The organism is Agromyces sp. NBRC 114283 (assembly GCF_030268405.1).
GTDB classification, from domain to species: domain Bacteria; phylum Actinomycetota; class Actinomycetes; order Actinomycetales; family Microbacteriaceae; genus Agromyces; species Agromyces mediolanus.
Map to the genome: position 1 here is coordinate 1,164,959 of NZ_BSQP01000001.1, position 12,597 is coordinate 1,177,555.

At 72.2% G+C, this 12,597-nt stretch carries 9 protein-coding genes; 2 read left to right on the plus strand and 7 right to left on the minus strand.

All coding sequences use genetic code 11. From position 1 onward, the window contains the following. Positions 1-8: 8 nt before the first annotated feature. Entirely contained in the window at positions 9-977 is a 969-nt protein-coding gene (locus tag QSJ60_RS05515; protein ID WP_285462915.1) for a GNAT family N-acetyltransferase, read from the minus strand. Positions 978-1,255: 278 nt separating this feature from the next. Here QSJ60_RS05515 and QSJ60_RS05520 point away from each other — a divergent pair, with 278 nt between their 5' ends. After that, entirely contained in the window at positions 1,256-5,266 is a 4,011-nt protein-coding gene (locus QSJ60_RS05520) for an ExeM/NucH family extracellular endonuclease (protein WP_285462916.1), read from the plus strand. Between the two features lie 9 nt (positions 5,267-5,275). Here the strand turns inward: QSJ60_RS05520 and QSJ60_RS05525 are convergent, their stop codons facing one another. From QSJ60_RS05525 to QSJ60_RS05550, 6 genes are read right to left on the minus strand one after another with little or no spacing between them, the layout of a single operon-like run. Further along, positions 5,276-6,118, minus strand: coding sequence for an ATP-binding cassette domain-containing protein (locus QSJ60_RS05525; RefSeq protein ID WP_285462917.1), 843 nt, complete (start codon positions 6,116-6,118; stop codon positions 5,276-5,278). A 32-nt stretch (positions 6,119-6,150) separates the two neighbouring features. Then, the gene (locus QSJ60_RS05530; protein ID WP_285462918.1) at positions 6,151-6,939 is read right to left on the minus strand and encodes an ABC transporter ATP-binding protein; all 789 of its coding nucleotides are present in this window, start codon (positions 6,937-6,939) and stop codon (positions 6,151-6,153) included. Next, positions 6,936-7,790, minus strand: a complete 855-nt coding sequence (locus QSJ60_RS05535) for an ABC transporter permease (RefSeq protein ID WP_285462919.1) — start codon at positions 7,788-7,790, stop codon at positions 6,936-6,938. Before QSJ60_RS05535 ends, QSJ60_RS05530 begins: the two co-directional genes overlap by 4 nt. Continuing rightward, positions 7,787-8,737, minus strand: coding sequence for an ABC transporter permease (locus tag QSJ60_RS05540; protein ID WP_279399772.1), 951 nt, complete (start codon positions 8,735-8,737; stop codon positions 7,787-7,789). Before QSJ60_RS05540 ends, QSJ60_RS05535 begins: the two co-directional genes overlap by 4 nt. A 1-nt stretch (position 8,738) precedes the next feature. Continuing rightward, entirely contained in the window at positions 8,739-10,388 is a 1,650-nt protein-coding gene (locus QSJ60_RS05545; protein ID WP_285462920.1) for an ABC transporter substrate-binding protein, read from the minus strand. Further along, positions 10,385-11,581: a C45 family autoproteolytic acyltransferase/hydrolase gene (locus QSJ60_RS05550; protein WP_285462921.1), complete on the minus strand. Its 1,197-nt coding sequence runs from the start codon at positions 11,579-11,581 to the stop codon at positions 10,385-10,387. The genes QSJ60_RS05545 and QSJ60_RS05550 overlap by 4 nt, the downstream gene beginning before the upstream one ends. Before the next feature lie 83 nt (positions 11,582-11,664). Here QSJ60_RS05550 and QSJ60_RS05555 point away from each other — a divergent pair, with 83 nt between their 5' ends. Then, positions 11,665-12,567 (plus strand): MurR/RpiR family transcriptional regulator, encoded by a 903-nt coding sequence (locus QSJ60_RS05555; protein ID WP_285462922.1) that lies wholly within the window; start codon positions 11,665-11,667, stop codon positions 12,565-12,567. Positions 12,568-12,597 lie beyond the last annotated feature (30 nt).

Consider the following 12,597-nt stretch of genomic DNA (forward strand, 5'->3'; position numbering starts at 1 on the left):
GTGCGGGGCTAGCTCGTCTCGGCGGCCGCGGCGGGGAGCGATGCGAAGACTGCCGGGCGACGCTGCCACTCCGTCACGATCGGGCGGTACCCATTCCGCGACCAGAAGGGCCCGGAGCGCGGGTTGGCGACCGCATAGCTGAGCACGACATACGGCGTGCCGGCCGCGTCCAGCGCATCGTGCGCGAGCTGCAGGAACGCCGCGCCGACACCCGCGCCACGCTCGGTCTCGTCGAGGTACATCACGACGAGATACTGTCCGCCGGTCGCGGCGAGCAGCCGCGAATCCGGTTCCGGCGAGTCGGCGTCGGGCACGACGTGGATGAACCCGGCGACCTCGCCGTCCCGTTCGAGCACCCACGTCGTGTCCGGTGCTCGCCGCAGTCGCTCGCGATAGGCGGTCGCGAATCCGGCGCCGGCGTTCTCGCGCATCGTGACGCCGGCGAAGTGCGCGTCGAGGGCGAGCAGTCGAGCGTCGAGCTCGCCGAGGCGGTCGGCATCGTCGAGTCTGGCGAGCCGCACGAGCGCCCCGTCGAGCGGCGCGGGCAGACTCGGGGCCTGCCGGGCGCCGCCATGGGGACGGAACCGCACCGCACGTACGCCGGTCGGTCCGAAGCCGCGGGCGTAGAGCGCGTTCACGAGTGCGATGTCCCTGGTCGGCAGCGAGATCCTGGCGCTGCTGTCGAAGTCGCCCGGCACCTCAGACGAGGCGATGCGCGCCAACCAGGCGTCGAGCACCTGCTCGACGGCCGCGGTGCGCTCAGCGTCGGGACCGGAGCTCCGCAGCTCGAGCGAGTGCTGCCGCAAGGCGCCCCAGACCGCATCCGGCGAGTCGGCTTCGAGGCTGCTGAATCGGGCGAGCGCCTCTGCCGACCCGGCTCCGACCGTGGCCGAGAGGGCGCCCGGTGCGGTCGGATCGATCGGCTCGGATGCCGCGAGCGCGGGATCGAGCAGCCGGATTCGGTCGTCGTGGTCCACCCGGTCAGCGTAGGGGTGGTCGCCGATCCGCGGGTTGACTCTCCGAGCACCGGGCTTGGTCGCGGCGGCACACCGCCGGCTGAGTGCGCATCCGAGCGCCCCATCCGGGGGCCACCGCTCATTTGCGCGCGTGGGCGTGAACGAGACGTGAAATCACTGGGAGCGCCGCATGAAATCAAGCAAGTCGGGGGTGGATCGCCTCTTGGCAGCGTCGCCGGGCGCTCCTAAGCTCTGGTCCAGTGCGTCCCCCGAGCGGGGGCGACTCGGAGGGAGAACTCATGCAACGCCGCACCATCCGCAGGTGGCCGGCTGTCGCGGTCGTCGCCGCCGGCACGCTCGCCACAGGCCTGCTCGCCGCGACACCGGCTCAGGCAGCCGAGGTCACGCATTCCATCGCCGAGGTGCAGGGGACCGGCGCCGCCACCCCGCTGCCCTCGAACGCCGATGTCACCGTCGAGGGCGTGATCACCGCCGATCACCGCACCGGTGGCTATCGCGGCATCTACATCCAGACGCAGGGGTCCGGCGGCGTCGACGACGCGACGCCCGGGGCGTCCGACGCCGTCTTCGTGTACCTCGGCAACGCCGCGGCGACGACGCCCGGCGCGATCGGCGACCTCGTGCGCGTCACCGGCAAGCCGAACGAGTTCAGCGGGCAGACGCAGATCTCGGTCGCGAACGCCGCCGCCGTCGAGCTCGTGCAGGCCGGTGTCGGCGTCCCGGAGGCGACCCCGCTGCCCGACGATGTGCGCGGCGCCGCCCGCGAGGCGTACGAGGGCATGTACGTCGCACCGAGCGGCGAGTACCGCCTCGTCTCGAGCCACTCCCTCTACAGCTTCGGCGAGCTCTGGCTGAACGCCGGCGAGGAGCTGCCGGTCAAGAGCACTGAGCAGGTCGACGCGACCGACCCGGCCAACGCGACGATCGCACAGGCGAACCGCGACTCGCGGCTCCTGCTCGACGACGGCTGGTCGACGCGCGTCGACAACTCGGCCCACCCGAACGACCAGCCGTACTTCACGGCCGACACCGTCGTGCGCAACGGCGACCGCGTCGTCTTCCCCGACACCGGCTACGTGCTCGGCTACGGCTTCAACGAGTGGCGCCTCCAGCCGACGACTCCGATCGACTCGACGAGCGACGCCTCGCTGAAGCCGACCTTCGAGTCGCTGAACCCGCGTCCCGAGACGGCCCCCGAGGTGGGCGGCGACGTGCAGGTCGGGGCGTTCAACGTCTACAACTACTTCACGACCTTCACCTCGGTGAACTCGCAGGCGCGCGGCGCGGCCGACGCCGAGGAGTTCGCGATCCAGAAGTCGAAGATCGTCGCGGCGATCTCGGGTCTCGGCGCCGACGTCGTCGCGCTGCAGGAGATCGAGAACTCCGTCAAGCTCGGCGAGGCGCCCGACGAGGCGCTCGCCGATCTCGTGGCCGGCCTCAACGAGGCCGCGGGCGCCGAGGTCTGGTCGTACGTGCCGACCCCGGCCGCGCTGCACGACGCCGCGATCACCGACTTCATCACGAGTGCGATCATCTACCGCAACGACCTGGTGAGCCCCGTCGGCGACAGCCTCACGGTCGTTGACGAGACGGTGTGGGACATCGCCCGCGAGCCGATCGCCCAGGCGTTCCGCCTCGACAGCGGCAAGGTGTTCTCGGTCGTCGCGAACCACTTCAAGTCGAAGAGCCCGCCCTCGGGCAACCCGCCCGAGCCGGCCGACGGCCAGGGCTTCTTCAACGCCGAGCGCGTCGAGCAGGCGCAGTCGCTCCTCGCCTTCACCGACACGGTGGCCGAAGCATCCGGCAGCGACGCGATGTTCCTCATCGGCGACTTCAACTCCTACGCCCACGAGGACCCGATCGACGTCTTCACGGGCGCCGGCTGGACCGACCTCGTGCCGTCGCAGACCGAGCAGTTCACGTACTCGTTCAACGGTGAGCTCGGCTCGCTCGACCACGTGCTGGCGAGCCCCTCGGTCGCGTCCGAGGTCACGGGCGTCGGGGTGTGGAACATCAACTCGCCCGAGTGGGGCGACCGCGGGTACGCCTTCGGCGCGACCGAGGCCGGCACGCCGTACCGCTCGAGCGACCACGACCCGATCGTGCTCGGCCTCTCGGCCGAGGTCGCCCCGGTGGACATCGACATCGTGACGATCAACGACTTCCACGGTCGCATCGAGCAGTCGGCTCCGGCCGCGGGGGCCGCGGTCCTCGCCGGCGCCGTCGAGCAGGTGCGCGCGGAGAACCCGAACACGATCTTCGCGGCGGCGGGCGACCTCATCGGCGCCTCGACGTTCACCTCGTTCATCCAGGACGACAACCCGACGATCGACGCGCTGAACGCCGCGGGCCTCGATGTGAGCGCCGCGGGCAACCATGAGTTCGACCAGGGCTGGGAAGACCTGCGCGACCGGGTGCAGAGCCGGGCCGACTGGGAGTACATCTCGTCCAACGTGTTCCTGAAGGGCAGCGACGACACGGCCCTCGCGCCGTACTACACCGAGACGCTCGACGGCGTGACCGTCGGCTTCATCGGCGCGGTCACCGAGGAGCTCGACTCGCTCGTCAGCCCGGCCGGCATCGCCGACCTCGAGGTCCGCGGCGTCGTCGACTCCGTCAACGCGGTCGCCGAGCAGCTGAAGGACGGCGACCCCGCCAACGGTGAGGCCGACGTGCTCGTGCTGCTCGTGCACGAGGGCGCGACGACGACGGACATCGCGAGCCTCAGCGACGGTTCGGCGTTCGCCAAGATCGTGCAGGGCGTCGACCCCTCGGTCGCGGCCATCGTCTCGGCGCACACCCACCTCCCGTACAACCACGTCGTCGACGGCCGCCCGGTCGTCTCGGCCGGTCAGTACGGCGAGCGCTTCGGGCTGATGAAGCTGCAGGTCGACCCGGTGACGAAGGAGCTGCTCTCGATCTCGAACGAGCTGAAGCCCCTCATGAACGGCACGACGCCGCTGTACCCGGCGGTGCCGGCCGTGCAGTCGATCGTCGACGAGGCCAAGAAGGTCGCCGATCAGCTCGGCAAGCAGAAGGTCGGTGACATCACGGGCGACTTCAACCGGGCCCGCCAGCCTGGCACCGACGCCCAGGGCAACCCGACGCTCGTCGAGAACCGCGGCGGCGAGTCGACGCTCGGCAACTTCGTCGCCGACGTGCAGCTGTGGGCGGCCAAGCAGGACGCCAAGGCCGACATCGCCTTCATGAACCCCGGCGGCCTGCGCACCGACCTCGTCTACAAGGGCACGAGCGCCGAGGACCCCGACGGCAACCTCACCTACAAGGAGGCGGCCGGCGTGCAGCCGTTCGCCAACACGCTGGTGACGCTCGACCTCACGGGCGAGCAGGTCAAGCAGGTCCTCGAGGAGCAGTGGCAGCCCGCGGGCTCGTCGCGGCCGTTCCTGAAGCTCGGCGTCAACAAGGAGCTCCAGGTCGTCTACGACCCGACCGCCGCGGCCGGTTCCCGCGTCACCCAGGTGACGCTGAACGGCACGGCGATCGACCCGGCGGCGACGTACCGGGTGGTGGCGAACTCGTTCCTCGCCTCGGGCGGAGACAACTTCTTCACCCTCGGCAAGGGCGCGAACAAGGCCGACACCGGCCGCGTCGACCTGCAGTCCATGGTCGACTGGTTCGCGGCGAACGGCACGGCGACGCCGGATGCGGCGCAGCGCTCGGTCGGCCTCGTGCTGCCGGCCCCGGCCGACGGCCAGGCCTACGCCCCGGGCGAATCGCTCAGCCTGCAGCTCAGCTCGCTCGACTTCTCGACGAGCGAGCCCGCGGCCGGCGAGGTCACCGTGTCCCTCGGCGACGCGGTGCTCGGCACGGCGACCGTCGACCGCACGGTCGTGCCCACGAGCGATGAGGGCGGTCGCGCGACCGTCGACATCGTCATCCCCGAGGGCGTCGAGGGCGCGCAGTCGCTCACGATCGCCGTCGCCGCCACCGGCACGAGCGTCACGGTGCCGATCACGGTGCAGGCGGCCCCCGACCTCGTCGACACGGCGATCGTCGGGCTGCCCTCGAAGCTGCTGTTCAAGTCGAACTCGACGATCCGCTGGGTCGGCCTCGTCGTGACCGGCGACGGCAGCCGCCCGGCGGGCACGGTCACGATCAGCGACGGCCAGACGGTCATCGCCACGGTCGAGATCACCGCGAAGGACCGCGGCCGGGTCGACGTGAAGCTGCCGAAGCTCGGCCGAGGCCTGCACGTGCTGCAGGCCTCGTTCGCCGGCGACGGCTACGAGAGCTCCAGCTCCTTCAAGGTGCCGGTGCTCGCCTACTAGCGAGGCGCGTCATCGCGCGGCGTCGAACTCCCGGCGCCGCGCGATGACCTCGTGCGGGTCCCAACCCGGCCCGGGGACGGACGAGACGAGCAGGCGGGTGTACGGGTGCTCCGGAGCGCGGAACACCGCGGACGCCGCGCCCTCCTCGACCACGTCGCCCCGGTAGAGCACGAGCACGCGGTCGGCGATCTCGTCGACGACGGCGAGGTCGTGGCTCACGAACAGCACCGCGATGCCCTCATCGCGACGGATCTCGTCGACGAGCTCGAGGATCTGCGCCTGCACTGAGACGTCGAGGGCGGAGACCGCCTCGTCGAGCACCAGCAGCGTCGGCGACACCGCGAGCGCCCGCGCGATGGCGACCCGCTGCCGCTGACCGCCGCTCAACTGGTGGGGTCGCAGGCCGCCCTGCTCCGCGGTGAGCCGCACGCGGTCGAGGAGTTCGCCGGCCCGCCGCCGCGCCCCCGCGCGGTCTGCCAGGCCGTGCAGCCGCATCGCGGCGACCAGGGCCTGCTGCACGCTCAGCCGGCGGTCGAGTGAGCCGTACGGGTCCTGGAAGACCATCTGCGCCTGCCGGGCCCGGGCCAGCCGGGCCGCCCGGCCTCGCGCCGGGGCGAAGCGATCCGCGCCGGCGATCCGCAGCGACCCGGCATCCGCGCGCTCCAGCCCGACCAGCATCCGGGCGATCGTCGACTTGCCCGATCCGGACTCGCCGACGAGGCCGAGCACCTCGCCCGCGGCGATCCGGAACGACACGTCGTTCGCGGCGACGACCGGCTCCTGGCCCTTCGGCATCCGGAACGCCCGACGCAGGCCCGCAGCCTCCACGAGCGCGGGCACGGGCGCCGGCATGGACGCAGTCGCTGGCGTGGACATCGACGCGCTCATCGGCGGTGCTCCTCGAGCTTGGGCGCCGCCTGCAGCAGCGAACGGGTGTACGGGTGGGTGGCTCCCGTGAACAGGGCGGCCCCGCCGAGCTCCTCGACGACCTCTCCCCGCAGCATCACGAGCACTCGGTCGCAGAACGCCGCCGCGAGGTGCAGGTCGTGCGTGATGAACAGCATGCCGAGCTCGCGCTCCCGCTGTTGATCGCGGAGGATCGCGAGCACCTCGGCCTGCGTCGTGACGTCGAGCGCGCTCGTCGCCTCGTCGGCGAGGATCAGCCGCGGCCGGGTCGTGAGCGCCGCCGCGATGACGACGCGCTGCAGCATCCCGCCCGAGAGCTCGTGCGGGAACTGCCGCAGGCGGTGCTCCGGACGGGTGATGCCGACCGCTCCGAGCAGCTCCACCCCGATGCGGCGGGCTTCGGCCCGCGGCATCCCGTGCACCTTCACGAGCCGTTCGGCGAGCGAGTCGCCGATGCGGCGCACGGGGTTGAGCGCGCCGCGCGGGTCCTGCTGGATGAGGCCGACCTCCTCGGCCCGGATGCGTCGGAGCTCGGCGTCGCCCGCGCCGAACACGTCGCGACCGGCGATCCGCACCCGGCCCTGCACGCTGGCCGTCGGCGGCAGCAGCCGGAGGGCGGCGCGCACCGTGCTCGACTTGCCCGAGCCCGACTCGCCGACCAGCCCGACCGTCTCGCCCGGCGCCACCGTCAGGGAGACGCCGTGCAGGATGGTCGCCGGGCCGTAGGCGAGGTCAAGGCCGTCGATCGTGAGCAGCTCGGCGGTCATGCGCGGGCCCCCAGTCGTTCCGACAGGCGCACGCCCACGATGTTCACGGCCACGACGACCGCGGCGATCGCGAGGCCGGGCACGAGGGTCGGCGCGAAGTGGCCGAGCACGATGCCGTCCTGTCCCTCCTGCACCATGAGGCCCCATTCCGAGCTCGGCGGCTGCGCGCCGAAGCCGAGGTAACTGAGCGTCGCGAGGCTCATCAGCCCCTCGCCGAAGAGCACGACGAGGTAGCCGAGCAGCGCCGGGGTCATGTTCGGCAGCACGCGCCGCACCGCGATGTGCACGGCGGACGCGCCCTGCACGCGGTACGCGTCGACGTAGGGGCGGGCGAGCTCGGAGAGCGCGATGCTCCGGGTGAACTTCGCGATCACCGGGGCGTACGCGAGTGCGAGGGCGACGACGGCCGTCCACGGCCCCTTGCCGAACACGGCGATCACGAGCACGACGAACAGCAGGCCGGGGAACGCGAACATCACGTCGGTGATGCGCGCGAGCAGCACGTCGACCCAGCCGCCGTTCCACGCCGCGACGAGGCCGATGGCGACGCCGATGACGGTCGCCCCGGTGAGCAGCGCGAGCGGCCCGATCAGGCTCTCCCTGGTGCCGAGCAGGAGCCGCGAGAAGAGGTCGCGGCCCAGCTGGTCGGTGCCGAGCAGGTGCGCCGGGCTCGGCGAGCCCCAGATGGCGGTGAAGTCGATGGCGTCGGGCGGGTACGGCGCGAGCAGCGGAGCGAAGGCCGCGACGAGCACGACGAGGCCGAGGAAGGCGAGCGACACCGCGTACAGCGGGTCGCGGCGCCTGGCGAGGCCGTCGCGGCGCAGCAGCGCGCCGGTGGCGGTGGTGGTCATGAGGTCTTCACCCGGGTTCCGATGCGAGGGTCGAGCAGCGGCAGCAGCAGGTCGACGATGGTCGTCACGACCATGTACGCGACGACCATGTAGAGCAGCACCGCCTGCACGACGGGGAAGTCGTGGGAGTTGATCGCGTCGACGAGCAGCGAGCCGATGCCGCTGATGCCGAAGACGCTCTCGACCACCACGGTGCCGGCGAGCATGCTCGCGATCACGAGGGCGACCATGGTCACGATCGGTCCCCAGGCGTTGCGCAGCACGTGCCGCACGACGACCATCCCGCCGGCCATGCCGGTCGCGCGCGCGGCCTCGACGTGCTCCGAGTCGAACTGCTCCACCATCGACTGCCGCGTCACGCGGCTGACGATCGCGAGGGAGCCGATCGAGAGCGCGATCGCCGGCAGGGTGAGATGGCGGATGCCGTCCACGAAGCCGTCGCCCGCCCCGGCGACCGGGAACCAGCCGAGCTGCACGGAGAAGACCGAGACGAGCACGATGCCGATCACGAAAGAGGGGAACGACGCGGCGAGCGTGGTGGCGCCGACGATCGCGGAGTCCGCCGCGCGGCCGCGGCGCACCGCCGCCCACACGCCGAGCCCGATGCCGACGACCGTGAAGAGCACGGCCGCGTAGGCCACGAGGCCGAGCGTCGCGGGGAGCCGGCTCGCCATGATCCCGGCGACGGGCTGGTGGTACTGGAACGAGGTGCCGAGGTCGCCGCCGAAGACACCGCTCAGCCACAGCCAGTACTGCACGAACAGCGGCTGGTCGAGGTGGTACTCGGCGCGGACGGCGGCGATCCGCTCCGGCGTCAGATTCTCGGGGTTGCCGATGAGGAAGGTCACCGGGTCCCCGGGGGCCGCGTACATGGCCGCGAAGATGATGAACGAGGCCACCACCAGCGTCAGGGCCATGCCCGCGACCCGCCTCAGGGCTGCGAGCACGTCAGCCCTCGGTCGTTCCGAGGTCGGCGGCCCACGGGTAGTACAGGTAGGCGGCCGAGGCGGGGACCCCGGTGAGCTCCGCGCGCAGGGCGACGGTCGACGGGCTCTGCGCGATCGAGATCCACGGCGTGGCCTCGACCCAGCGGCGCTGCAGCTCGATGGCGAGCTCCGCGCGCTCGGCGTCGTCGGTCGCGGCGAACGCCTCCTTGACGAGCGCGTCGTACTCGGGGTCGCTGAAGCCGACGAAGTTCACCGTCGCGGTCGAGGCGCCGTTCTTGTAGAAGCCCACCGGGTCGTTCTTCGAGATGTAGTACTCGTCCGAGAAGAGGTCGGCCTGGCCGCGCACGGCCTCGTCCGAGTAGAAGTCGCCGTACTGCGCCGAGGGCACCGTGACGATCTCGGCATCCAGGCCGATCTGCTTCGCCGCGGCGACGAGCGCGTTCGAGACGACGTTGCGCACCGAGCCGCCGTCGCTCGCGACGAGGATCGGCTCGTCGGGCGCGCCGGCCTCGGCGACGAGCGCCTTCGCGCGCTCGAGATCGGCGGCGTCCGGGCTCGCCGGGGCGCCCTCGAGCTCGTCGTACGCGGCCTGGAACGCCTCGGTCTCGTAGCCCCAGGCGCCCTGCCCGATGGGCGTCTTCCACGGCTGGGCGAGCCCGCCGAACGCGGCGGTCGTGATGCCGCTGCGGTCGATCGCGAGCGAGAGCGCCTGACGGATGCGCTCGTCGGCGAGCGGGCCGCGCTCGGTGGCGAGCAGCACCCACGCGTTCGTGGAGGGGCCCTGCGCGAGCGAGACGTCGGCGACCTGCTGCAGCGGGATCGCCGAGGCGGGGGAGTCGAGGTAGGAGCCGTCGGCCTCGCCCGCGGTCAACGCGTTCACCACGGCGGACTGGTCTGCCCAGCGGAATACGACCTCGCCGGTGAGCACCTCGCGCGAGTCGTCCCAGTAGTCGGCCGCGCGCTCGATGGTGAGGCTCGAGCCGGGCTTCCACTCCCCGAGCGTGTACGGGCCGGTGCAGGCATCCGGTGTGCCGGGCGAGCCGAAGGCGTCGCCCTGGGCCTCGACGACCCGGGGGTTCAGCACCATGCCGCCGTTGCCGGCCATCGCCTGGATGAAGATGGCGTCGCGCTGCGCCATGGTGACGGTGATCTCGCGCTCGCCGGTCTGCTCCATCGAGACGACGTTCGCGTACTCGTCGGACTCGTCGGCGCCCTCGGCGGCGTGCCGCTGCATGCTCCAGAGCACGTCGGCCGCGGTCATCGGGCTGCCGTCGTGGAAGGTCACGCCGTCGCGGATGGTGAACACGACGTGCGTGTCGTCGACCCACTCGGCCGACTCGGCGAGGTGCGGCACCGTCGTGAGGTCGGGCTGCACGGCCATCAGCCGCTCGCAGACGTTCGCGAAGACCGTGTTCTCGGCGGCGCCGCTGTCGATGTCGAAGTCGAAGGTTGCCGGCTCCGAGGGGAGCATCCAGGTGACCGAGTCGACCGGCCCGCTCGCGGCGGGGGTGGTGGGGCCGAACGGCAGCTCGACGGCGGGCGCCTCGCTCGTCGACGGCCCGGCGGCGGTGCAGCCGGCCAGCAGGATCGCGGCGGCGCCGGTCGCGAGGGCGGTGCCGGCGAGCCGGCGTCGGGGGAAGGGGGTGTTCATCGGAGTGCCTCCATTGGCGGGGTGTGAACGGGGGTGTGGCGGGACCCTGGTCCGTCGAAGGCGTTCCAGGGGAGCTTCTCATAGGGGTGGTCGCACGGCGTGCCGGCGGTGACGAAGTAGTCGCCGGTGGTGAGGTCGACGCAGCTCGACAGCAGCGTCGACCACTGCCGTACGGCGGGGCGCCGCTCGTCCGGGTGGGTGCACACGGACTCCGGGTAGCCGAGGTGGTCGCTCATGGCGGTGCGGATGCCGGCGAGCGCGGCGTCGCGGTCGGCGGCGTGCCGCACGCGCTCGAGCCCGGCCCGGGCCCGGGGCACCCGGAACAGCGAGTCCGCCGAGACGGGCCGGTACCGGCCCGCGAGCTGCGGCGGCACCAGCGCCTGGTAGTGGTTGCCGTGCACGAGGAGCCCGTCGACGGGGTAGACCCAGTCGACGCCGCTCGGGGTGATCTCGAGGTCGATCGAGAAGCCCGAGCGGTCGGTGAGCAGCGCGTTGCTCGCGATGTGCGCCGGCGTGCGCACGAGCGTGTTGATCGCGTCGGGCAGCTCGCTCTGGTTGAGCGTCATCCGGCGGATGAAGGTCTGCGGCAGCCCGACGGCGCCGTCGAAGCGGCCGCCGAGGCCGTTCGCGTTGAGCGCGAGCCCGGCGGAGTTCACGCCGTGCCGGCCGATCTGCCCGGCCTCGAGCTGCATGATGAGCGTCGGCAGCGGGTCCTGCACGACCCGCACGATGACGACGGTGTCGCGGGTGCCGGTGCGCCAGTCCCAGTTCTGGCCGGCGTACTGGTGGCCGTCGCCGGAGGCGCCGGCGGTGAGGGAGAAGCTGGTGCAGCCGTCGCTCGCGTCGCGTTCCTCGCTGGAATCCTCGTCGCGCGCCGGGCGGGTGCCGCCCTGGTCGTAGATGATCTCGCCGCGGAGGTTCAGGACCATGAGGTCGAGCAGGTCCCGGCCGGCGCCGGCGGCGATCCCCTCGAGCTCGGCGACGAGCTCGGGCGCTGCCTCGGTGCAGCGCGGCACCCACGCGGCGGCGCGGCGCCTGGCCTCGGCCCAGCCGAGTCCCGCCTGCTGTCCGAACGCCTCCTCGTAGTAGGCGACGGCCGCGTCGATGAGGTCGGCGGCCCCCTCGCCGTACTGGCGGCCCCGCTCCGCGGGGGTGCCGCTGATCTCGAGGGTGCGGATGCTGGTGCTCGTCATGGACGGCGTCGTCCTCCCGTGCCGGATACCATGGCACCGGCGTCAGTCTTGGAATGGGTGTTACGAGTTAGGATGCTCGCGGAATGAACGATACACACAACCCGCAGTTCGTAACAAGTGATACGCGCAACCCCGGCGTGATCGAGCTGCGCTCGCGCGTCCGCGACGCGTGGGACGGCCTCTCCAAGGCGGAACGGGCGGTCAGCGGACTCCTCGCGGGGAGCACCGCCGAGCGCATCCTCTTCGCCACCGCCGCCGAGCTCGGCAGCGAGACCGGCACGAGCAACGCCACCGTCATCCGCACCCTGCAGAAGCTCGGCTACGCGGGGCTCGCCGAGGTGAAGCGCCAGGTCGCCGCCCCGTTCACCGAGGAGGTCGCGCCCGAGGAGCGCGTCCGGCAGCGACTCGACCGCGCGGGCGAGGACGTCGGGCGCATCGTCGGCAGCGTCTGGAACGAGGCGAGCGACCAGCTCGAGCTCGCCCGGCACGCGCTCGAGGTCGAGGAGGTCACCGCGGCGGCCTCGCTCCTCGCCCGGGCGGGGCGCATCTACTGCTACGGCGTCGGCGCCTCCTCGATCGCGGCCGCCCACCTCGTGCTCCGGCTCGGCCGTGCCGGCCGCGCCGCCACGCACCTCGACGCCGACGGGTTCCGGCTCGCCGACGGGCTGCTGCCGCTCCGCGCGGGCGACGTGGCCGTAGTCTTCGCCCCCGGCCGGGTGAACCCCGAGGTCGAGACGATCATCGGCCGCTGCCGGGAGGTCGGCGCCCAGTGCGTCCTCGTCACCGACGAGCTGCACGAGCGGCTTGCGCCGAAGGTCGCCGTCTCGCTGCACGCGCCGCACACCCCGACCGGCCTCACCGCCGAGGTGCTCGCCTCGATCCTCGTCGGCGACGTGCTCGCGCAGGTGGTCTCGGCGATGTCGCCCGAGCTCGCGGTCGAGACCTCGCACGCGCTCACCGTGCTGCGCTCGCGCCTCGGCTACTGACGGTTCGGGGCGCGGTGGATGGCCCGGGGC